This window comes from Pseudomonas sp. LSJ-87 (genome assembly GCF_032971465.1).
GTDB lineage: Bacteria > Pseudomonadota > Gammaproteobacteria > Pseudomonadales > Pseudomonadaceae > Aquipseudomonas > Aquipseudomonas putida_Z.
On the sequence record NZ_JAWJYQ010000027.1, the window covers coordinates 81,297 to 101,746 of the forward strand.

A 20,450-nucleotide genomic window follows, 5' to 3' on the forward strand; every position below is an offset into this window, starting at 1 on the left:
CTGGGTCAGCGCGGACCCTGTGGGAACCGGCTTGCCGGCGATAGGGCCAGTAGCCGTTACGGAGCCAGTGCAGCCGGGCGCTGGCCTACCAGAGGTTCATGGCTGGCTTCGCTTTCGTCCTCACCTTCCAGGCGCACCAGGTGGGCAGGCACGCCGGTGGCAGCGCCCCAGTAGTAGATGCCCAGCGCACAAGCGGCCACGACCACGGTGTCGAACGGGTGGCCGAGTACTCCCAGGCCGCCGAAGCTGCCCAGCCACGACAGCAGGATGGTCACCGCGTAGAAGCCGATCAGCCACGCCGACGAGCGCACTTGCTGGGCCAGCGACAGGTGCTGGGTCGGCACGAAGCGGCCGCACAGCAGGTACAGCACGAACATCAAGATCTGCAGGGCCAGCAGCCACGACACGGTCTTCCAGCCCGACCAGTACACGATCAGCGCGGCGATGATGAACGACAGCGGGCCGAGCACGCCCATGCCCTTGACCCTGAACGGGCGCGGCATGTCGGGGGCGTTGCGGCGCAGGGCGGCGACGGTGACCGGGGCCACGGCGTAGCTCAGTACCAGGGCGGCGGAAACCACGTTGATCAGCGCTTCCCAGGATGGGAACGGCAGGGTCCAGAACACCGACAGGCCAAAGGTCAGCCACAGCGCCGGGCGCGGGATGCCGGACTCGGCGTCGATACGGGTGAAGTACTTGAAGAAGGTGCCGGTCTGCGCCCAGCCATAGACCACGCGCGGGGTGGCGTTCATGTAGATGTTGCCGCAGCCGCTGGGCGAGATCACCGCGTCGGCCACCACCAGGTAGGCCAGCCAGCCCACACCCAGGGCCAGGGCAATGTCGCGATAGGGCAGGGCCAGTTCCTTGGTCACTGCGGCCCAGCCGTTGCTCAGCATTTCGGTCGGCACGCTGCCGAGGAAGGCCAGTTGCAGCAGGGCGTAGATCGCGGTGGACAGCAGTACCGAGAGGATCAGCGCGATGGGGATGGTGCGTTGCGGGTTCTTCACCTCGCTGGCCACCGAAATGATCGGCGTCAGGCCCAGGTAGGCGAAGATGATGCCACCGGCCGATACCGCCATTTCAACGCCGGACAGACCGAACGGGGCAAAGCCCTGGACCTCGAAGTTTTCCGGTTTGAAGAAGGTGAACAGCACGCCGATCACCAGCAGCGGTACGATGAACTTGAACACACTGACCAGGTTGTTGGCCTTGGCGAAGGTTTTCACGCTGCGGTAGTTGAGGAAGAAGAACAGCCCCAGCAGGGCGAACTGCACCAGCCAGCCGAGTACCGTCGGGTCGCTGGAGCCGGCCTTGGTCAGCCCGGGGAACCAGGCGGCGGCGTATTGGCGCGAAGCGACCACTTCGATGGCGATCAGGCTGGAAAAGGCGATCAGGGTGATGAAGCCCATCAAGTAGCCCAGCAGCGGGCCGTGGGAGTACACCGGGTAGCGCACCACGCCCCCGGCACGTGGCAGGGCGGCGCCCAGTTCGCAATAGACGATGCCCAGCAACAGTACGGCGAAGCCGCCAAGGAACCAGGACAGGATGCCGGCCGGGCCGGCGATGGCCGAGACGTGGCTGGCGGCGAACAGCCAGCCGGAGCCGAAGATGGCGCCTAGGCCGATGAAGGTGAGGTCCAGCAATGACAACTGTTTTTTGAATTTGCCTGACATGGGTTCGCCTTTTTGTTGGTTATTGGATAGGCAGGTCTGATGTCACGAGATGCGGCTTTTTGGGCCGCGCTCTTGTAGCACTTGGGGCGGCTTGCGTGGGGCATAGAGTGGACCGATCGGGGCGGCGGTTCTTGATGGTTTTCTGCAGGGGGGATGACGAAATCGGCACAGTTGCAAAAAAACAGTGGTGGGATGGAAGGGCGGTGGATAGGCTGTAAGCCATACCGCATAAGGGTTGTAGACATTTACTCGCTGTGCCGGCCTCTTCGCGGGTAAACCCGCTCCCACAGGTACTGCGCAGCCCTCGAAAGCTGCGGAGATACCTGTGGGAGCGGGTTTACCCGCGAAGAGGCCGGCACAGCAAACCGAGATAGAGCAGATGACCAACACCCCCCTGGCAACCCTGTACCAGTCCCTCGACCAGCACCGCCCCGCCAACCTGGAGGCCCTGCTCGCCGGTGTGTCCCTGCTGCTGCCGATCCTCGACGCCATCCCCAACGCCGCGATCTTCATCAAGGACCCGGCCGCCCGCTATGTGCTGGCCAACAATACCCTGGTCCAGCGCTGTGGCCTCAAGCGCCTGCAACCGCTGCTGGGCAAGACCAGCGCCGAAGTGTTCCCGGCACAGCTGGGCCCCGGCTACACCGAGCAGGACCGTCGCGTTCTCAAGGAAGGCCTGGTGCTGGAAGACCAGCTGGAGCTGCACCTGTACGGCAGCCGAGAGCCTGGCTGGTGTCTGACCCACAAGCGCCCGCTGTACAACCAGGCCGGCGAGATCATCGGCTTGGTCGGCATCTCGGTCGACTTGCAGTCAGCCGCCGACAGCCACCCCGCCTACCAGCGCCTGGCGGCGGTGGACGAGCACATCCGTCGGCATTTCCACCAGCCGATCAGCATGGGCGAGCTGACCCGTATCGCCGGCATTTCCGTGGCCCAGCTGGAGCGCTACTGCAAGCGGGTGTTCCACCTCACGCCACGGCAGATGATCCACAAGGCGCGCCTGGAGCACGCCCACCGTTTGCTGCACTCGGAACTGCCGATCACTGAAGTGGCGATGTGCTGCGGCTATACCGACCACAGCGCCTTCAGCCGCCAGTTCAAGCAACTGACCGGCTTCACCCCGCGCCAGTACCGCCAGGCTACGGCGTAGTAGACGCGGTGAAGCGGTTATAAACGGTTTGCGCGCGCTGCATTCGTGACAGCTTCAGTACCACCAGCACCAGGCCAAGAAACAGTATCGCGGACACAACCGCCAGAAACCAACGCTGGCCCTTAAGGCCTTTTTCAACTTCCAATGCGTAGTCGGGGGCCATGAAGAACGAGCAGATTGTGTCCAGATTTTCTTCCGGCATGTAGCGGGTAAAGGGCGCCAGTTTTTCCGAAGACCGGCACTGGTCCAGCGTCAGCTTGTCATCCGGCAACCACATCTCAAACTTGATGTCCTGTTGCGACAGGTAGAATGCAGGCGAGTCCGGATCGTTTTTCAGCCATACCATCATGTACGGCGATTGGTTTGCCATCGGCAAGGGGGCCAGCAGTACTCCCAGTATGGCCAGCAGTGCAATGAAACACCTGAAGCGCTTCGGTGAAAATTTGTCGGTGGCGAACCTGGGGGCGTTGAAATCGCTCCAGTCGATGTAAGCGCGGTTGCGGCTCAGGTCGCCGGGGGCCAAGCCGTTGTCGACGATCCAGCGATGGGCAAGGTTGGCCTCGTGCAGGTTTTTCGCTGGGATGTTGAACTCATAGCGAAAGTACTCGATTTCCCGTAGCTCCTTGCGCAGGGTGTCGAACTGCGATTGGTTGTCGAATTCGGTGGTGCCACCGAAGATGCGCCAGATGAGGTCTCGAAGAAAGTACAGCGAACCGGCTCGCCTGTAGATAAACCACAAAAGCAGCCCAAGCAGTACTGGCGCGCCGACGCCGGCCAAGGGCACCAGGTTTTCTATGCTCCAGAACGATGAGGCCAGGTTGGTGGAAGTGTTCATGTCAGCTCCTTTAACGAAGTAAGCAGGCCTTGTGCATACGCTGCCGGCCGGCGGGTCCGATGAAGCGACGATGATAAAGGCGCTTAATCCGAACTGTCGTTAGCGAAGCTTCTGTGTTGCTTGTGGGAATTTTCTGCTTGCTGGGCCGGGCTCAGGCGTTGGTGAACAATACCCGCGCCTCATCGAAGCACTGCTCGGCAATTGCCGAACGCGGTTCGCTGCGGCGTAGCAGCAGGCCGACCGGGCTGTGGATGGCGGCGTCGGCCACCGGCAGGATGCGCAGGTGCTCGCTCAGGTCTTCCAGGCCGCAGCCCAGCGGCATGACCGCGCAGCACATGCCGGTGTTGATGGCCTGGATCAGCTGGAAGCTCGAGTCGCTTTCCAGTACCGCATTCGGCTCCAGGCCACGGCTGCGGAAACTCAGGTCCAGCGACTGGCGGTAGTGCATGCCCTTGCTCAGCAGGCCCAGCGGAATGTCGCCCAGCTCGTCCCAGCGCAGGGTGTCGCTGGTGAACTTGAAGTGCCGGGTATCGTGCAGCAGGCCCATGGTGGTGGTGCCAAGTTCGATCACTTCGAAGAAGCTGGTGTTGACCTGGTCCAGGTAGCAGATGCCCAGGTCGAGCTGGTTGCGGCTGAGCCCGTCGATGACCTGTTCCGAGCTGAGCGAGCTGATCTGGAAGTGCAGCTCGGGGTATTTTTCACGCAGCGGCAGCAGCAGGTGCATGGGGTTGAAACTGGCCAGCGGCACCGTGCCCAGGCGCAGGCTGCCGACCACCTGGCCGCGGCAGCTGGCGGCCTCGGCCTGCAGGCCGTCGTGGGCGGCGAGCAGGGTACGGGCCCAGGCCAGGATGCGCTCGCCGGCCTCGGTGAAGCCTTCAAAGCGCTGGCCGCGCTTGACCAGCACCAGGTCCAGCTCGTCCTCCAGGTTGCGCAGGCGCATGGACAGCGTCGGCTGGGTGATATGGCATAGCGCCGCCGCCTGGCCGAAGTGGCGTGTCTGGTCGAGCGCGATGAGGAATTTGAGCTGCTTGATGTCCATGGAAGTGCCTGGTATCGGGTTATGCAGACCTTAACCCACGTCTGCGATAGATGTCATTGATCAGTCGGTACGCCATATCGATTGGACGCCCCCGGGCCATGCCACTAGCGTGGCGGCACTGCCACTCGAGGAGCCCCACCGTGCGCGTCCAACCCGACGCGGTCTTCGTACCGCTCAACATCGCCGTGCTGACTGTCAGCGACACCCGTACCTACGACAACGACACCTCCGGTGAGCTGCTGGCCAGCCGCTCGGTGGAGATCGGCCACCGCCTGGTGGCGCGGGCGTTGCTCAAGGACGACCTTTACAAGATCCGCGCCCAGGTCGCCACCTGGATTGCCGACGAGCAGGTGCAGGTGGTGCTGATCACCGGCGGTACCGGTTTTACCGGGCGTGACAGCACGCCGGAAGCGGTCGAGTGCCTGCTGGACAAGCGCATCGATGGCTTTGGCGAACTGTTCCGGGCCCTGTCGATTCTCGATATCGGCACCTCGACCGTGCAGAGCCGGGCGCTGGCCGGGCTGTCCAACCGCACGTTGGTGTGCTGCCTGCCGGGCTCCACCGGGGCCTGCCGTACGGCGTGGGAGGGCATCCTGGCGGAGCAGCTGGATGCGCGGCACCGGCCGTGCAACTTCGTCAAGCACCTGAAACCGATCGAGGCCTGTGCAAGCCGGGGTTGATCTTTCGTCTGTCCTGGCCTCTTCGCGGGTAAACCCGCTCCCACAGGTACCGCGCAGGGTTCGAAACCTGTGGGGGCCCTGTGGGAGCGGGTTTACCCGCGAAAGGGCCGGCGCAGGCCACTGCATTCAGTCAGCTCAATACATGGTCCACCGGCAACAACGCCGGCGGTAGCTGTTGTTCCCCCAACCCCGCCAGCACATCGCGCTCCACGGTCCGCACCATGGCATCGGTCGGCAGGTCATTCTCATCGCGCCCGAACGGGTCTTCCAGTTCGTTGCCAATCGCATCCAGCCCGAAGAACGTGTACCCCACGATGGTGGTGAACAGCGGCGCCAGCCAGCCCAGCGGCTCGGCCAGGGCAAACGGCAGCAGCAGGCAGAAGATGTAGATGGTGCGGTGCAGCAACAGCGTGTAGGGGAACGGCAACGGTGTGCCCTTGATCCGCTCGCAGGTGGCCTGCACTTCGGTCAGGCCCACCAACCGCTGCTCCAGCAGGCTGTAGCGCCAGTCACTGATCTGCTGCTGTTCGGCCAACCGCGAGCAGTGCCCGCCGATTTCGCGCAGGATGGCGTCGCACACGTTATGCGGGCTGATCGCTTCGGGCCGGGCCAGCCAGGGCCGGGCGGCGGCCAGTTCGTCCTCGCTGCGCAGCCGTGCATTCAGCGCATGGGCAAAGCCGCACAGGCTGCGCAACAGTTCGGCACGCAGGGTTTCGTCGGTAATTACCAGGCTTTCGCGCACGAACGAACGGGTTTCGATGATCAGCTTGCCCCAGGCCTTGCGCCCCTCCCACCAGCGGTCATAGCAGGCATTGTTGCGAAAACTCATGAAAATCGACAGCGACAGGCCCAGCAAGGTGAACGGGGTGGCGCTGACCGGGTAGAAAAACGCCGGGAAATGTCGCTCGACCAACACGATCAGCGCGGCCAGCAGGGTGACCGTCAGGCACCGCAGGGCAATGCGTTTGACGATCGAACCCTTGAGGGTGAACAGCACACGCAGCACATCGGGGGTGGGGTGGACGATCATGGAAATCCAGAGACGGCTGCCTAGCCGCCGGTCATGTTCATGAAGCGCAGGATCTGCACGTCGCCACCGACTTCGAAATGATGGCGGTAGGGCTTGAGGTGCAGCGAGTCACGAATGGCCTTTTCCAGGCGTTCGGGGTTGCCGGGGTGGGCGCGCAGCACCTGCTTCAGGTCCACCGAGTGTTCATTGCCCAGGCACAGCAGCAGGCGGCCTTCGACGGTGAGGCGTACGCGGTTGCAGGTGGCGCAGAAGTTGTGGCTGTGTGGCGAAATGAAGCCGACCCGAGTGTTGGCGGCTTCGGCCAGGCGCCAGTAGCGGGCCGGGCCCTGGGACGACTCGGTCGATTCGACCAGGGTGAACTGCTCGGCCAGCAGCGCGCGTACTTCATCGCTGGAGCAGAACGACTCGCCGCGCTCATGTTCGCTGATCACGCCCAAGGGCATTTCTTCGATGAAGGTGATGTCCAGCTCGCGGTCGATGGCAAAGCGCACCAGGTCGACCAGTTCATGATCGTTGCGGCCCTTGAGTACCACGCAGTTGAGCTTGGTGCGCTTGAAGCCGGCCTGGCGGGCGGCGTCGATGCCGGCGATCACTTGGTGCAGGTCGCCGGTGCGGGTCAGTTGCTTGAAGCGATCGGCGTCCAGGCTGTCGAGGCTGATGTTCAGGCGCGTGACACCGGCGTCGAACAGTGGCTGGGCCAGGCGCCCGAGTTGCGAGCCGTTGCTGGTCAGGCACAATTCGCGCAGACCGGGCAGGGCGGCGATGCGCCCGCACAGGTCGACGATGCCCTGGCGCACCAGCGGCTCGCCGCCGGTCAGGCGGATCTTGCGGGTGCCGAGGGCGACGAAGCGCTCGGCCACCTGGAACAGTTCCTCGAGGCTGAGGATCTGCTGGCGCGGCAGGAACTGCATGTCTTCGGCCATGCAGTACACGCAACGGAAGTCGCAGCGGTCGGTGACCGACATCCGCAGGTAGTCGATTTTCCGGTTGAAGCCGTCGATCAGGGCCCGGCTGTTCTGTTCCACGTTCGCGCTCGAATGGGTAGGGACTCAATCCAAGCTATAACTTGGGCGCAGGGCCGTCAAATTGCTTTGTCCGACCGATTGATCGATGGCCTCTATCATGGCTGCAGGCCACGTATTTCAAAGTGTTGACCGCGTCGCCCAATTCGCGGGTAAACCCGCTCCCACAGGTAAAGCGCAGGGCTCGAAACCTGTGGTGGCCCTGTGGGAGCGGGTTCACCCGCGAAGGCCGCGGCGCGGTTCCAGCCCGTGATCGAAACCGCCTATCACCCCGTAAGATCTTTCGATTGGACGGCTCTACCCCACGCTCCATAGGCTGAAAAAAAGCATCGAAGCGTGAGGATTCATCGCATGAGCCAGGACCAACACATCAGGGACTACAAGGGCGCCGCCGCCGGCTGGGGGGCGCTCAAGAGCGTGACCAAGAGCTGGCTGGGCAGCGACAATGCCTTCAAGAACCTGCGGGCCATGCTCAAGACCAACCAGAACGGCGGCTTCGACTGCCCCGGCTGCGCCTGGGGCGAGTCGCCGGAAAACGACATGGTCAAGTTCTGCGAGAACGGCGCCAAGGCAGTCAACTGGGAAGCCACCGGCCGCTCGGTGGACCCGGCATTCTTCGCCAGGTACAGCGTCAGCGCCCTGGCCGAGCAGACCGACTACTGGCTGGAGTACCAGGGCCGCCTGACCCACCCGATGCGCTACGACGCGGCCACCGACCACTATGTGGAAACCAGCTGGGAAGAAGCCTTTGCGCTGGTTGCCCAACACTTGCGCGCACTCGAATCGCCCGACCAGGCCGAGTTCTACACCTCGGGCCGGGCCAGCAACGAGGCGGCGTTCCTCTACCAGCTGTTCGTCCGCGCCTACGGCACCAACAACTTCCCCGACTGCTCGAACATGTGCCATGAAGCCAGCGGCGTGGGCATGTCGGAAACCCTCGGCGTGGGCAAGGGCACCGTGGTGTTCCACGACCTGGAGCTGGCCGACGCCATCTTCGTCATCGGCCAGAACCCCGGCACCAACCACCCGCGCATGCTCGAGCCGCTGCGTGAAGCGGTGAAGCGTGGTGCCCAGGTGGTCTGCTTCAACCCGCTCAAGGAGCGCGGCCTGGAGCGCTTCCAGCACCCGCAGCACCCGTTCGAGATGCTCAGCAATGGCTCCGAACCAACCAACACGGCCTACTTCCGCCCGGCCCTGGGCGGCGACATGGCAGTGATGCGCGGCATTGCCAAGTACCTGCTGCAGTGGGAACGCGAAGCCCAGGCCAATGGTGAACCGGCGGTGTTCGACCATGCCTTCATCGCCGAGCACACCAGTGGCATCGACGCATACCTGGAAACCGTGGATGCCACGCCCTGGGCGCACATCGTCGAGCAATCGGGCCTGACCCAGGCCGAGATCGAACTGGCCGCGCGAATGTACCGCAAGGCCGAACGGGTAATCATGTGCTGGGCCATGGGCGTCACCCAGCACCGCCACTCGGTGCCGACCGTTCAGGAAATCGTCAACCTGCAGCTGCTGCGTGGTAACGTCGGCAAGCCCGGTGCCGGCCTGTCACCAGTGCGTGGCCACAGCAACGTGCAGGGCGACCGCACCATGGGCATCGACGAGAAGCCCGGGGCGGCGCTGCTCGATGCCATCGAAAAACGCTTCCAGTTCCGCGCGCCGCGTGCCCACGGGCACAACGCGGTGCTGGCGATCAAGGCCATGGAAGAAGGGCGGGCCAAGGTGTTCATCGGCCTGGGTGGTAACTTTGCCCAGGCCACGCCGGATACGCCGCGCACCCATGCGGCCATGCGCAATTGCGCGCTGACCGTGCAGATTTCCACCAAGCTCAACCGCTCGCACCTGGTTACCGGCCGCGATGCGTTGATCCTGCCGTGCCTGGGCCGTACCGAAATCGACATGCAGGCCAGCGGGCCGCAAGGTGTGACCGTGGAGGACACCTTCAGCATGGTGCACATCTCCCACGGCCAGCTGCGCCCGCGCTCGCCGCACCTGCGCTCGGAGCCGTGGATCATCGCCGGCATGGCCCAGGCGACCCTGGGCAAGCAGCCGATCGACTGGGAGTACGCAGTTGCCGACTATGGCCGTATCCGCAGCATGATTGCCGATGTGATCCCCGGCTTTACCGATTTCAACGAGCGCCTGCAGCACCCCGGCGGCTTCCACCTGGGCAACAATGCCGCCGACCGTACCTGGCGCACGGCCACAGGCAAGGCGCGCTTCAGCCCGCACCAGCTGCCGGAGCAACTGGTGAATGCCAAGGTGCTGGCGCGCGGTGACAAGCCCGACCTGATCCTGCAGACACTGCGCTCGCACGACCAGTACAACACCACCCTGTATGGCCTGGACGACCGTTATCGCGGGGTGTTCGGCCTGCGTGAAGTGGTGTTCGTCAACGAGGTGGACATCCGCCGGATGGGCTTCGAGCCGGGCGAGCATGTGGACCTGGTGTCGCTGTGGGAGGATGGCGTGGAGCGGCGTGTGTCAGGCTTCCGCCTGGTGGCGTATGACGTACCCGAGGGGCAGGCGGCGGCCTATTACCCGGAGACCAACCCGCTGGTGCCGCTGGAAAGCTATGGCGAGGGAACCTATACCCCGACCTCGAAGTTCGTGGCGATCAAGGTCGAGAAAGCCAAGGCCGGGAACCGGATTGCGGCGGTGCTGGCCGCGGATTGACAGGTAGCCTGCAAGGGCCCTATCGCCGGCAAGCCAGCTCCCACAGGGACCGCACAGATTTCAGAACCTGTGACGTACCTGTGGGAGCTGGCTTGCCGGCGATAGGGCCGGTACTGCCATACAGGAATCAGGAACGGTTCACCGGGTAAGCCGTGGTGTACTTCATCTGCTCCATGGCAAAACTGGAAGTGATGTTCGACAGCCCATCAGTACTGGTGATCAGCTTTTTGTAAAACCGGTCATACGCCGCAATATCCCCCACCACAACCCGCAGCATGTAATCCCAGTCCCCCGACATGCGGTAGAACTCCATCACTTCCTCGAACCCGGTCACGGTCGCGGCAAACTGCTCCAGCCAGGCGCTGTCGTGGCGCTGGGTCTTGAGCTGGACGAACACCGTCAGCCCCAACCCCAGCCGTTCCGGGTCGAGCAGGGCGACACGGCCGACAATGTAGCCGTCTTCCTCCAGGCGCTTGACCCGCTTCCAGCACGGCGTGGTAGACAGGTTTACGGCCTCGGCCAGGTCCTTGAGCGAGATCGAGGCGTCGCGCTGAAGCAGGGTGAGAATGTGCTGGTCGAAGCTGTCCATATCGCGCGTGGGCCGTGGAGAAAAATATTTCACAGATTACCCCAAGGCCAGAAGATTTGGGTTGTGCGATAGTTGCAGCTTTCACTCTGCCAATGGGCCTGACCATGTCCGACAAGCCGCGCAATTTCGCCACCCGTACCATTCACGCCGGTGAGCAGTTCAGCGTCGCCGATAACGCTATTTTCCCGGCGATCGTCACCGCCAGTTCGTTCACCAAGCGCAGCCTGGACGACAAGCCGGAATACTCCTACAGCCGCGTTGGCAACCCCACCCGGCATGCCTATGAAACCTGTGTCGCCGCCCTGGAAGAGGGCGTTGGCGCGGTCGCCTGCGCCTCGGGTGTGAACGCCACCGCCACCGTGCTGGAGCTGCTGCCCAAGGATGCCCACGTGGTGGTTATGAACGGCGTGTACGGCGGCACCTTCCGCATCATGGAAGACTACCGCAGCCGCACCTCGGGCCTGACCACCACCTACGTCGACCTCAACGACCTCGAGGCGGTGGCCGCCGCCATCAAGCCGGAAACCCAGCTGATCTGGATCGAATCGCCGACCAACCCGTTGCTGCACCTGGTCGACATCAAGGCGGTGTGCGACCTGGCCAAGGCGCGGGGCATCCTCACCTGCATCGACAACACCTTCTGCTCGCCGTGGAACCAGCGCCCGATCACCCTGGGCGTGGACCTGGTGATGCACTCGGCCAGCAAGTACATCGGCGGCCACTCCGACCTCACCGGTGGCGTGGTGGTAGCTGCCAATGATGCGTTGTTGGCGCGCCTGCGCCGCATCAGCATGGCGATTGGCGCGGTGCAGGGGCCGTTCGACTGCTACCTGGCCCTGCGCGGTCTGAAGACCTTGGATGTGCGCATGGAGCGCCAGTGTGCCAATGCCCTGCAGGTGGCGCGCTTCCTCGAAAGCCACGCGCAGATCGAGCAGGTGTATTACCCGGGGCTGGAGAGCCACCCGCAGCATGAGCTGTGCAAACGGCAGATGCGCAGTGGCGGGGCGGTGGTGGCGATGAAGGTCAAGGGCGACCGCGCCGCGCTCAACCGCCTGGTGGAGGCGCTGCAGATCTTCGTGCTGGCCGACTCGCTGGGCGGGGTGGAAAGCATGATCAACCACTCCTGGAGCATGTCGCACTGCTCGCTGAGCCCGGAGCAGAAGGGCGTGATGGGCATCAGCGAGAACCTGCTGCGGTTGTCGGTGGGTATCGAGGATTACCGCGACCTGGTCGAGGACCTGGATGGGGCGTTGAAGGCTGCGGCTGCCATGTGAGGGCTGCTGGCCTCTTCGCGGGTAAACCCGCTCCCACAGGGGCTCCGCTGCCTTCAGGTCTGGCGCTGTACCTGTGGGAGCGGGTTCACCCGCGAAGAGGCCGGTGGATTCAATGAATTCCTGTCAGGATTTGGGCGGATGAATGATCCGTTCGATCTTGTCCTTGATCAGCAACCGTTCCTTGCGCAGGCGGTTGACGGCTTCGTCGTTGGTGCCGTTGCCTTCGGCGGCGACCACCTCTTTGTCTTTGGCGTTGTATTCCTTGTGCAGTGAGTGCAGCGTCTGGTCCTTGTCCATGAGCGCCTGGAATGCATCAGCGGTAACGTGCAGGTCAGCGAGCAGATCATGCGGAACTGGCATTTCTTCACCTCTGTCGGGGGTTGGCGGATGGTTCTGACCTTTGAGGATAGTCGTCTTTGCGCAGGTAGGGGACTGGGGTAGGCTGTCGCATCTCCCCGTGACCCGGAACCTGCGCCATGCCTCACCTGAACCTGGAATACAGCGACAACCTGCGCGAGCTGAACGTCGACGTCCTGCTGCTGCGCCTGAACCATGCCCTGGTCGGCAGTGGCCAGTTCGCCGACGAGGCTGACATCAAGAGCCGCGCCCAGGCCTTCGGCCAGTTTCGCGTGGGCACCGCGCCCGGCGAGCGTGCCTTTGCCCATGTGCGCCTGGCCATTCTCAGCGGGCGCTCGCCCGAGGTGAAGACGCAACTGTCCGCCAGTCTGCTGGATGTGCTGCGTGAGGCCATCCCCGAGCAACCGGGGCTGGACATCCAGCTGTGCGTGGAAGTGCTGGAGATCGACCGCGAGCCGTATGCCAAGGAACGCCTGCCAGGCTGAACAAGCGCTGAGTGAACTTCTTTTAATGTAGAAAAGGCGCCTGCTCACGAATTTGTTGGCGTCTTTTTCACAAAATATTGATGGCACGCTTTCTAGAGTTCAGCCAAGTTTCCCGGTGCCGCGCAGGCCCTCGGGCTGATAATCACTCTTGATTGCGAACACTGATGCTCAACTTCAAATCCCTGCGGACTGAATGGGTCACGCTGCTGGCCAGCCTTTACCTGCTGATCGGCTTCAATGTCTTCCTCTGGCAGCATCTTGAACAGGTCGTGCCGCCCGGTTTGCCGGGGCTTTGGCTGAGCCTGGCGTTTGCCGTGCTGATGCTGTTCGCGTTCAACCTGATCCTCACGTTGTTCGCCTTCCGTTATATATTGAAGCCAATACTTGTCGTGTTGTTCATGAGCGGCGCGGGCGTGGCTTACTTCATGAACCAGTACGGCGTACTTATTGACGCGGGCATGTTCCGCAATATCGCGGAAACCAACGTGGCGGAAGTGCGTGACCTGCTTTCGTTGAAGTTTGCCTTGTATATCCTGGGCCTCGGTGTAGTGCCTTCGGTGCTGTTGTGGAAGGCGCCGATCGCCTATCGCGCCTGGCACCGTGAACTGCTCGGCAAGCTGGTGGTTGGCGGTGCCTGCGTGGTGGCCCTGGGCTCGGTGGCACTGGTCAACTACCAGGGCCTGTCGTCGTTGTTTCGCAACCACCACGAACTGCGCCTGATGCTCACCCCCAGCAATATCGTGGGTGCCTCCATTGGTTATGTCAGCGAGCGCGTCGGTACCGCATCACGGCCCTTCCAGCATTATGGCGAAGATGCCAAGCGTGATGCTGCCTGGCAAAAGCACGAACGCAAGTCGCTGACCGTGCTGGTGGTGGGCGAAAGTGCGCGGGCAGACCACTTCGGCGTGCTTGGCTACAACCGCGATACCACACCAAACCTTGCCAGGGAACAGGGCCTGCTGGCGTTCTCCGATGTGCACTCCTGCGGCACGGAAACCGCCGTTTCGGTGCCGTGCATGTTCTCTGGCATGAAGCGCAAGGACTACGATGCCCGCGTGGCGAAGAACCGCGAAGGGTTGCTGGACATCCTCCAGCGTACCGGCCTGGCGGTGCAGTGGCGTGACAACCAGTCGGGCTGCAAGGGCACCTGCGACCGCGTGCAGTTCATCGATGTCAGCAAGCTCCAGGACCCGCAGTTGTGCGCTGATGGTGAATGCCATGACCAGATCCTGCTGCAGGGCCTGGGTGAGCTGATCGACAACCTCGACAAGGACACCGTGCTGGTGCTGCACCAGATGGGCAGCCACGGGCCTGAATACTTCAAGCGCTACCCCGGCGCCGACCAGCGCTTTGCCCCGGTGTGCCAGAGCAACGCGCTGGACCAGTGCAGCGAGCAGGAAATTATCAACGGCTACGACAACACCCTGGCCTATACCGACAAGGTGCTGGCCTCGTTGATCGACACCCTGCGCAGCAAGCAGGACAAGGTCGACACGGCGATGATCTACCTGTCCGACCATGGCGAGTCGCTGGGTGAGTACAACCTGTTCCTGCACGGCACGCCTTACGCCATCGCCCCCGAGCAGCAGAAGCACGTGCCGCTGCTGACCTGGTTCTCCGACAGCTACAAGGAGGACTTCGGCGTCGACACCGACTGCCTGGCCAAGCTCAGCGATGCACCGCTGTCGCAGGACAACCTGTTCCACTCGATGCTCGGCCTGTTGCAGGTACACACCGAGGTCTACCAGCAGTCGCTGGACATGTTCGCCAGCTGCCGGCCATGGCTGGCGGCCAAGCGCTGAGGCAAAGCGCATTCAAAAAGCGCTAGCTTGCGCGGACTTTGTGGGAGCGGGCATGCCCGCGAAGCAGGCGACGCGGTGGATGGCACGGGCTTCGCCCGTGTTCGCGGGCATGCCCGCTCCCACAGGGATCGCGAAGCTTGCGGATTTTGCGCACGAGAGTTGCTGCTGCCTGAACACGCACAACAGCACCACTGATCGATATCAAGGATGGCCCGGGTTTCACCAGCAGTGCCCGCGCCGTATATACTGCGCGCCAATGTTAGTGGGAGAGCCTCGTGGCCATCGAAATACACTGGATCCGTGACGACCAGAGCCTGGCCGAACACTGCCGCGACTGGCATCAGCTGCCCTTTGTCGCCGTCGACACCGAATTCATGCGGGTCGACACCTTCTACCCGAAAGCCGGGCTGATCCAGATCGGCGATGGCCAGCGTGCCTTCCTGATCGACCCGTTGCTGATCGGTAACTGGCAACCCCTGGCCGAACTGCTGGATGACAGCGGCGTGGTCAAGGTGCTGCACGCCTGCAGCGAAGACCTCGAAGTGCTGCTGCGCCTGACCGGCAAGCTGCCACAGCCGCTGTTCGACACCCAACTGGCCGCCGGCTACCTGAACCTGGGCTTCTCCATGGGCTATTCGCGCCTGGTGCAGGAAGTGCTGGGGATCGACCTGCCCAAGGGCGAAACCCGTTCCGACTGGCTGCAACGCCCGCTCTCGGAAACCCAGGTCAGCTATGCCGCCGAGGATGCCGTGCACCTGGCCGAGCTGTTCACCGTGTTGCGCCCGCGCCTGAATGACGACAAGTACGCCTGGGTGCTGGAGGACGGCGCCGAGCTGGTGGCCGCATTGCGCCGCGAAGTCGAGCCCGAAAGCCTGTACCGCGACGTCAAGCTGGCCTGGAAGCTGGCCCCCCAGCAACTGGCAGTGCTGCGTGAGCTGTGCGCCTGGCGCGAGCGTGAAGCGCGCAACCGCGACGTGCCGCGCAACCGCATTCTCAAGGAGCACTCGCTGTGGCCCATGGCCAAGAGCCAGCCGAACAACCTGTCGGCGCTGGCCAAGATCGACGAGATGCATCCGCGCACCATTCGTCAGGACGGTGAGTTCCTCATCCAGCTGATCAAGCGTGCCGCCAGCCTGCCAGCCGAACAATGGCCACAGGCCTTGCCCGAGCCTTTGCCGATCGAGGCCAGCGGCATCCTCAAGCAGCTGCGTGCCATCGGCCAGGCCGAAGGTGAGCGCCTGGGCATTGCCCCCGAGCTGATGCTGCGCAAGAAAGCCCTGGAAGCGCTGCTCAAGAGCGGCTATCCCAATGGCCCCTATCAATTGCCCGATTCGCTGCGCGGCTGGCGCCGTGAGCGCATGGGCCAGGCCCTGCTGGACAGCCTGGCAGGCGCCGGAGAGACCCGATGAAACGCATTTGCTCTATCTACAAGAGCCCCCGCAAGAACGAAATGTACCTGTACGTGCTCAAGGCCGACGGCCTGGAGCGCGTGCCCGAAGGCCTGCTGCCGTTCTTCGGCACCCCCGTGCACGCCTTCGACCTGGTGCTTACCCCCGAGCGCAAGCTGGCCCGCGAGGATATCGCCAAGGTGCTGGAAAACCTCGACAACCAGGGTTACCACCTGCAGATGCCGCCGCCGGAAGACGACTACATCGAGCATCTGCCCGAAGAGTTGCTGCGCCGTAACGACCCTGCCTGATCATGCGAGTACTGATTGCTGAGCATGATCATGCTCGATACGCCGAGATTTTGCGCGCAGCCGCGCCAGAGCTGGAGATCCTGACCAGCGGCGACTCCGCCGAACTGGCCGGCCAGGCGCCACAGTGCCCGGTGTGGCTGGGCCAGCCGGACCTGCTGGCAAGCCTGCTGCGCCAGGGCCACAAGCCGGCCTGGATGCAGTCCACCTGGGCCGGTATCACCCCGCTGCTGGCCGAGGGCCTGCCGCGCGACTATCGCCTGACCCGCGCCGTGGGCATCTTTGGCCAGGTGATGGCCGAGTACATGCTCACCTACATGCTCGGCCATGAGCGCGAGGTGCTGTCGCGCCTGGTCAGCCAGGTCGAACGGCGTTGGGACGACCGCCCGGGGCGTACCCTGGAAGGGCGCAAGGTGCTGATCGTCGGCACTGGCGACATTGGCCAGCGGGTGGCCGAGTTCCTGCAGGCGTTTGGCGTGGTGCTGTATGGCGTTGCCAGCAGCGCCCGCGAGCAGGCGCCGTTCGTCGAGGTAGCGGCGTTGGCCGACCTGCCGCGCATGGTTGGCCAGGTCGACTACGTGCTCAACCTGCTGCCGGATACCCCGGCCACCCACGACCTGTATGACGCGGCACTGTTCAAGTGCTTCCAGCCCACGGCGCTGTTCATCAATGCCGGGCGTGGGGCGGCGGTGGTCGACGCTGACCTGGTCGAGGCGCTGAAGGAAGGGCACCTGGCCGGGGCGGTGATCGATGTCTGCCGGCAGGAGCCGTTGCCCAGGCAGCACCCGTTCTGGACGGCGTGGGGCTTGCTGCTGACCGGGCACAGCTCGGCGCCCACCTCGCCGGCGGCGATGGTGCGGTTGTTTGTCGAGAATGTGCGGGCGTATGTGGCGGGGCAGGGGTTGCGAGGTGAAGTGGACTTCGCCCGGGGCTATTGATTTTGTAGTGCCTGTGCTGGCCTTTTCGCGGGCTTGCCCGCTCCCACAGGTATTGCGCCGCCCTCGAAGGGTGTGTTGTACCTGTGGGAGCGGGCGAGCCCGCGAAAAGGCCGGTACAGCCAATGCAAGGCTTACAGGCTGAAATCACCCTCGGCAGCCAGCTCGCTCAGTGGCTTGCGCGGGCTCGGTACTTCACGCGCCTGCAGGGCTTCGTCCAGGCTGGCCTTGTCACCCAGCTTGCCAATCGCCACCATGGCATGCAGCACGTAGCCTTCTGGAACCTTCAACTCCTGACGCGCCAGTTCCTGGTCGAAGCCGGCCATGCCATGGGTGTGCCAGCCGCTGATGCTGGCTTGCAGGGCCAGGTGCCCCCAGGCGGAACCTGTGTCGAAGGTGTGCCACAGCGCCGGCTTTTCTTCAGTGGCACCGGGTGCCGCGAAGGTGGTCTTGGAAATGACCAGCACCAGCGCCGAAGCCTGTTGCGCCCAGCTGCGGTTGAACGGCACCAGCAGGTTCAGGTAGCGCTCCCAGTTCGGCGTGTCGCGGCGGGCATACAGGAAGCGCCAAGGCTGCGAGTTGTACGCCGACGGTGCCCAGCGTGCGGCTTCGAGGAAGCTCAGCAGGGTTTCTTCGCTGATCGGCTCGGCGGTGAAGGCACGTGGCGACCAGCGGTTGATGAATTGCTCGTTGATGGCGTAATCGGCAATGCGGGGGGTGGCGCTCATGGCTGCTCCTGCAAAAGGACGGGAAACGCGCACGCTACTGCGTCGCGTCGCGACTGACAAGCGGTCTGGCTTTGCCGAAGGCCAGGCTCTAGACTGGCGCCGCCGCGCGCCGTGGCCCCAAGATGAATGCAGGAAACCCGTGTCATGATCGCTGAAAACGCGCCGTTCTGGCGGCGCAAGACCCTCGAACAACTCAGCCCGCAAGAGTGGGAGTCGCTGTGCGACGGCTGCGGCCTGTGCTGCCTGCAAAAGCTCGAGGACGAGGACGACAACAGCGTCTATTACACGCGCATCGCCTGCAAACTGCTGGATCTGCACACCTGCCAGTGCAGCGATTACCCCAACCGCTTCGCCCAGGTACCTGACTGCATCCAGCTCACCCCGGGCAAGGCCGACCAGTTCAAGTGGCTGCCGAGCACCTGCGGCTACCGCCTGGTCAGCGAGGGCAAGGACCTGCCGGCCTGGCACCACCTGGTCTGCGGCGATCGCCAGCAGGTCCATGAACAGCGCATTTCCCAGTCGGGGCGCATGCTCAGTGAACACGATGTGCACGAAGACGACTGGGAAGACCACCTGATTTTCCGCGCCAGCTGACCGGCGCGGCCCGCTGCCACGGGGAAACAAGGAGTTTCTGTATGCGTTGCCAGCTGTTGTTGCTGTTTGGCCTGATGGCCAGTTCGCCGGCCTGGGCGAAAAAGGTCGACCTCGACTACCAGGTGCGCCTGTTGCCGGCCAGTGGCCAGGCGGAGGTCCGCCTCACCTTGGCCGAAGGCAGTGCCGTGCGCAGCCTGGACTTCGACCTGGGCAAGGCCGGGGCCTACAGCGGCTTCCAGGCTGATGGCCAATGGCAACTGCAGGGCCAGCGCGGCGTGTGGCAACCGGCGGCCGGCAAGACCAGCCTCAGCTACCGCGTGCAGCTGGACCAGAAACGCGGCAGCGGCGCCTATTCGTCGCGCATCACCCCGCATTGGGCGCTGTTCCTCGGCGACCAGCTGGTACCGCCTGCGCGCCTCGACCAACAGGATGGCACCGAGCTGGTGGCGCGGCTGGCGTTCGACCTGCCCGAAGGCTGGAAGAGCATCGAGACCTCCTGGCCGCGCATCGGCAAGGACAAGTTCCGCATCGATAACGTTTCGCGCCTGTTCGACCGCCCTACCGGCTGGATGCTCGCCGGCGACCTGGGTAGCCGCCGCGCCCGCCTGGGCGAAACCGAGGTCACCGTGGCCGCACCGGTGGGGCAGGGTATGCGGCGCATGGACAACCTGACCTTGCTGACCTTTGTCTGGCCGCAATTGCAGGCGGTGTTCCCGCGCAACCCGCCTAAGCTGCTGTTGGTCGGTGCCCGCGACGGCATGTGGCGCGGGGCGATGGCCGCGCAGGGCTCGTTGTACCTGCACAGTGCCCGGCCTATGGTCAGCGAGAACGGCAGCAGCCCGTTGCTGCGCGAAGTGGTGCAACTGTTTGCGCAGATCCATGGGCGTGACGGCAGTGACTGGCTGGTGGAAAGCCTGACCGACTACTACGCCAGCGAGTTGCTGCGCCGCTCGGGCGGGGTGAGTGACGACCGTTACCAGGCCTGGCAGGCGCGCCTGAGCAAGCAGGGCGCCAAGGTCACCCGGCTCAAAGGCGAGCATGCCACCCCGGCGCAGGTGGCGCGGGGGGTGATGTTGCTGCAGGCGCTGGACAAGGAAATCCGCATCCACACCCAGGCCAAACGCTCGCTGGACGATGTGGCGCGCGGGCTGATGCGCCTGCCCAGCGTCAGCACCGAAGACTTCATACAGATCAGCGAGAACGTGCTGGGGCGGCGCTCCGAGGTGTTGCAGAGCAAGGCGTTGCGCTGAGCACCTCTTTCGCCCGTACCGGCCTCTTCGCGGGTGAACCCGCTCCCACAGGTAATGTATTGCCCTCAAGACGGTGCGGTCCCTGTGGGAGCGGGTTCACCCGCGAAAGGGCCGGCACAGGCAGTGCAAAACTCAACTGCCAGCCAACGGATCCTTCCCGGTCACCGTCACCCCCTGCGTCGCCGCGTCGGCACTGGCCCGCAACGCCTCCAGCTCCGCCGCGCTGCGCTCGATGTCCGCACGCAACCGCTGGTATTCCTGGCGATGCCGCTGCCACCAGGCCTTGGTCGAACAATGCCCGCTGACCCCTCGGGCCACCGCCAAACCTCCCACCACCATCTGCAGCAAGCCGACCAGGCCGCCATGGCGCATCCCCTTGCTGAACATCAGCGCCCCCCCGGCCAGCGAGCTGACCCGTTCCAGCCCATGAACATTGTGCTGCGACGATGCCGTCGCGGAATGGATATCGAGCATGGCAAGGCCTCCTCGTGAAGTGTAAGCAGCTGACCCGTTGGCCGCTGTCATCGTTCACTCGGTATGCCGAACGACATCCCCTGTCGCATAGAAGGCTCTGCCATGCGCCTTTCAAAGGAGCCGATGTCACTTATGGTCAAGTCCGTGGCGGATCC

The 20,450-nt window shown here is 63.8% G+C and carries 20 protein-coding genes; 11 read left to right on the forward strand and 9 right to left on the reverse strand.

Features of this window, described 5'->3' with window-relative positions; all coding sequences use genetic code 11:
• Window positions 1–56 precede the first annotated feature (56 nt).
• On the reverse strand, window positions 57–1,673 hold the full coding sequence (locus RYH74_RS17535; protein ID WP_317409828.1) for an APC family permease: 1,617 nt from the start codon (window positions 1,671–1,673) through the stop codon (window positions 57–59).
• Between the two features lie 379 nt (window positions 1,674–2,052).
• Between RYH74_RS17535 and RYH74_RS17540 the strand changes: the two genes are divergently transcribed.
• A complete protein-coding gene (locus tag RYH74_RS17540; protein ID WP_075046046.1) occupies window positions 2,053–2,823 on the forward strand; it encodes an AraC family transcriptional regulator in 771 nt (256 codons plus the stop codon).
• Here the strand turns inward: RYH74_RS17540 and RYH74_RS17545 are convergent.
• Together RYH74_RS17545 and RYH74_RS17550 are read right to left on the reverse strand one after the other, a co-directional pair.
• Window positions 2,813–3,658: a DUF6216 family protein gene (locus RYH74_RS17545; RefSeq protein WP_317409829.1), complete on the reverse strand. Its 846-nt coding sequence runs from the start codon at window positions 3,656–3,658 to the stop codon at window positions 2,813–2,815. The genes RYH74_RS17540 and RYH74_RS17545 overlap by 11 nt on opposite strands.
• Before the next feature lie 151 nt (window positions 3,659–3,809).
• Window positions 3,810–4,697: a LysR family transcriptional regulator gene (locus tag RYH74_RS17550; RefSeq protein ID WP_075046044.1), complete on the reverse strand. Its 888-nt coding sequence runs from the start codon at window positions 4,695–4,697 to the stop codon at window positions 3,810–3,812.
• Between the two features lie 140 nt (window positions 4,698–4,837).
• Here RYH74_RS17550 and moaB point away from each other — a divergent pair, with 140 nt between their 5' ends.
• A complete protein-coding gene (gene moaB, locus RYH74_RS17555; protein ID WP_003259533.1) occupies window positions 4,838–5,377 on the forward strand; it encodes a molybdenum cofactor biosynthesis protein B in 540 nt (179 codons plus the stop codon).
• A 130-nt stretch (window positions 5,378–5,507) separates the two neighbouring features.
• Here the strand turns inward: moaB and RYH74_RS17560 are convergent, their stop codons facing one another.
• Together RYH74_RS17560 and moaA are read right to left on the reverse strand one after the other, a co-directional pair.
• Window positions 5,508–6,407 (reverse strand): bestrophin family protein, encoded by a 900-nt coding sequence (locus tag RYH74_RS17560; RefSeq protein ID WP_075046043.1) that lies wholly within the window; start codon window positions 6,405–6,407, stop codon window positions 5,508–5,510.
• 20 nt (window positions 6,408–6,427) lie between these two features.
• A complete protein-coding gene (gene moaA / locus RYH74_RS17565) occupies window positions 6,428–7,432 on the reverse strand; it encodes a GTP 3',8-cyclase MoaA (protein ID WP_137164637.1) in 1,005 nt (334 codons plus the stop codon).
• A gap of 348 nt (window positions 7,433–7,780) precedes the next feature.
• On the opposite strand from moaA, the gene RYH74_RS17570 reads away from it, so the two are divergent.
• Window positions 7,781–10,111: an FdhF/YdeP family oxidoreductase gene (locus RYH74_RS17570; RefSeq protein WP_317409830.1), complete on the forward strand. Its 2,331-nt coding sequence runs from the start codon at window positions 7,781–7,783 to the stop codon at window positions 10,109–10,111.
• Window positions 10,112–10,238: 127 nt separating this feature from the next.
• Here the strand turns inward: RYH74_RS17570 and RYH74_RS17575 are convergent, their stop codons facing one another.
• Window positions 10,239–10,700 (reverse strand): Lrp/AsnC family transcriptional regulator, encoded by a 462-nt coding sequence (locus RYH74_RS17575; RefSeq protein WP_015271359.1) that lies wholly within the window; start codon window positions 10,698–10,700, stop codon window positions 10,239–10,241.
• A 92-nt stretch (window positions 10,701–10,792) separates the two neighbouring features.
• On the opposite strand from RYH74_RS17575, the gene RYH74_RS17580 reads away from it, so the two are divergent.
• Window positions 10,793–11,974, forward strand: coding sequence for a trans-sulfuration enzyme family protein (locus tag RYH74_RS17580; RefSeq protein ID WP_075046039.1), 1,182 nt, complete (start codon window positions 10,793–10,795; stop codon window positions 11,972–11,974).
• Window positions 11,975–12,097: 123 nt separating this feature from the next.
• Here the strand turns inward: RYH74_RS17580 and RYH74_RS17585 are convergent, their stop codons facing one another.
• Window positions 12,098–12,334: a YdcH family protein gene (locus RYH74_RS17585; protein ID WP_075046038.1), complete on the reverse strand. Its 237-nt coding sequence runs from the start codon at window positions 12,332–12,334 to the stop codon at window positions 12,098–12,100.
• Window positions 12,335–12,450: 116 nt separating this feature from the next.
• Here RYH74_RS17585 and RYH74_RS17590 point away from each other — a divergent pair, with 116 nt between their 5' ends.
• The 5 genes from RYH74_RS17590 (at window position 12,451) to RYH74_RS17610 (ending at window position 17,252) form a co-directional block, all read left to right on the forward strand.
• Window positions 12,451–12,816 (forward strand): 5-carboxymethyl-2-hydroxymuconate Delta-isomerase, encoded by a 366-nt coding sequence (locus RYH74_RS17590; RefSeq protein ID WP_286100356.1) that lies wholly within the window; start codon window positions 12,451–12,453, stop codon window positions 12,814–12,816.
• A gap of 164 nt (window positions 12,817–12,980) precedes the next feature.
• Window positions 12,981–14,618, forward strand: coding sequence for a phosphoethanolamine--lipid A transferase (locus tag RYH74_RS17595; protein ID WP_317409831.1), 1,638 nt, complete (start codon window positions 12,981–12,983; stop codon window positions 14,616–14,618).
• A 275-nt stretch (window positions 14,619–14,893) separates the two neighbouring features.
• Window positions 14,894–16,027, forward strand: coding sequence for a ribonuclease D (gene rnd / locus RYH74_RS17600; RefSeq protein ID WP_317409832.1), 1,134 nt, complete (start codon window positions 14,894–14,896; stop codon window positions 16,025–16,027).
• Window positions 16,024–16,317 carry a YcgL domain-containing protein gene (locus tag RYH74_RS17605; RefSeq protein WP_015271354.1) on the forward strand — a complete coding sequence of 98 codons (294 nt, stop codon included), beginning with the start codon at window positions 16,024–16,026 and terminating at the stop codon, window positions 16,315–16,317. Before rnd ends, RYH74_RS17605 begins: the two co-directional genes overlap by 4 nt.
• Window positions 16,318–16,319: 2 nt before the next feature.
• Window positions 16,320–17,252 carry a D-2-hydroxyacid dehydrogenase gene (locus RYH74_RS17610; protein WP_025340224.1) on the forward strand — a complete coding sequence of 311 codons (933 nt, stop codon included), beginning with the start codon at window positions 16,320–16,322 and terminating at the stop codon, window positions 17,250–17,252.
• 131 nt (window positions 17,253–17,383) lie between these two features.
• Here RYH74_RS17610 and RYH74_RS17615 read toward each other — a convergent pair whose 3' ends face one another.
• The gene (locus RYH74_RS17615) at window positions 17,384–17,977 is read right to left on the reverse strand and encodes a nitroreductase family protein (protein ID WP_075046033.1); all 594 of its coding nucleotides are present in this window, start codon (window positions 17,975–17,977) and stop codon (window positions 17,384–17,386) included.
• 144 nt (window positions 17,978–18,121) lie between these two features.
• On the opposite strand from RYH74_RS17615, the gene RYH74_RS17620 reads away from it, so the two are divergent.
• A complete protein-coding gene (locus RYH74_RS17620; RefSeq protein WP_025340222.1) occupies window positions 18,122–18,571 on the forward strand; it encodes a YcgN family cysteine cluster protein in 450 nt (149 codons plus the stop codon).
• Between the two features lie 41 nt (window positions 18,572–18,612).
• Window positions 18,613–19,821, forward strand: a complete 1,209-nt coding sequence (locus tag RYH74_RS17625) for a hypothetical protein (protein WP_075046032.1) — start codon at window positions 18,613–18,615, stop codon at window positions 19,819–19,821.
• A gap of 132 nt (window positions 19,822–19,953) precedes the next feature.
• Here RYH74_RS17625 and RYH74_RS17630 read toward each other — a convergent pair whose 3' ends face one another.
• Window positions 19,954–20,295, reverse strand: a complete 342-nt coding sequence (locus RYH74_RS17630) for a DUF2892 domain-containing protein (RefSeq protein ID WP_075046031.1) — start codon at window positions 20,293–20,295, stop codon at window positions 19,954–19,956.
• Window positions 20,296–20,450: the final 155 nt, after the last annotated feature.

What these genes read in the sequence shown, in the direction of transcription:
- RYH74_RS17575 (WP_015271359.1), bottom strand. Translation starts at nt 10,700, where the DNA reads ATGGACAGCTTCGACCAGCACATTCTCACCCTGCTTCAGCGCGACGCC.
- RYH74_RS17540 (WP_075046046.1), top strand. Translation starts at nt 2,053, where the DNA reads ATGACCAACACCCCCCTGGCAACCCTGTACCAGTCCCTCGACCAGCAC.
- RYH74_RS17620 (WP_025340222.1), top strand. Translation starts at nt 18,122, where the DNA reads ATGATCGCTGAAAACGCGCCGTTCTGGCGGCGCAAGACCCTCGAACAA.
- RYH74_RS17610 (WP_025340224.1), top strand. Translation starts at nt 16,320, where the DNA reads ATGCGAGTACTGATTGCTGAGCATGATCATGCTCGATACGCCGAGATT.
- RYH74_RS17615 (WP_075046033.1), bottom strand. Translation starts at nt 17,977, where the DNA reads ATGAGCGCCACCCCCCGCATTGCCGATTACGCCATCAACGAGCAATTC.
- RYH74_RS17595 (WP_317409831.1), top strand. Translation starts at nt 12,981, where the DNA reads ATGCTCAACTTCAAATCCCTGCGGACTGAATGGGTCACGCTGCTGGCC.
- RYH74_RS17550 (WP_075046044.1), bottom strand. Translation starts at nt 4,697, where the DNA reads ATGGACATCAAGCAGCTCAAATTCCTCATCGCGCTCGACCAGACACGC.
- RYH74_RS17545 (WP_317409829.1), bottom strand. Translation starts at nt 3,658, where the DNA reads ATGAACACTTCCACCAACCTGGCCTCATCGTTCTGGAGCATAGAAAAC.
- RYH74_RS17560 (WP_075046043.1), bottom strand. Translation starts at nt 6,407, where the DNA reads ATGATCGTCCACCCCACCCCCGATGTGCTGCGTGTGCTGTTCACCCTC.
- RYH74_RS17535 (WP_317409828.1), bottom strand. Translation starts at nt 1,673, where the DNA reads ATGTCAGGCAAATTCAAAAAACAGTTGTCATTGCTGGACCTCACCTTC.
- RYH74_RS17580 (WP_075046039.1), top strand. Translation starts at nt 10,793, where the DNA reads ATGGGCCTGACCATGTCCGACAAGCCGCGCAATTTCGCCACCCGTACC.
- RYH74_RS17630 (WP_075046031.1), bottom strand. Translation starts at nt 20,295, where the DNA reads ATGCTCGATATCCATTCCGCGACGGCATCGTCGCAGCACAATGTTCAT.
- RYH74_RS17570 (WP_317409830.1), top strand. Translation starts at nt 7,781, where the DNA reads ATGAGCCAGGACCAACACATCAGGGACTACAAGGGCGCCGCCGCCGGC.
- RYH74_RS17590 (WP_286100356.1), top strand. Translation starts at nt 12,451, where the DNA reads ATGCCTCACCTGAACCTGGAATACAGCGACAACCTGCGCGAGCTGAAC.
- RYH74_RS17605 (WP_015271354.1), top strand. Translation starts at nt 16,024, where the DNA reads ATGAAACGCATTTGCTCTATCTACAAGAGCCCCCGCAAGAACGAAATG.
- RYH74_RS17585 (WP_075046038.1), bottom strand. Translation starts at nt 12,334, where the DNA reads ATGCCAGTTCCGCATGATCTGCTCGCTGACCTGCACGTTACCGCTGAT.
- RYH74_RS17625 (WP_075046032.1), top strand. Translation starts at nt 18,613, where the DNA reads ATGCGTTGCCAGCTGTTGTTGCTGTTTGGCCTGATGGCCAGTTCGCCG.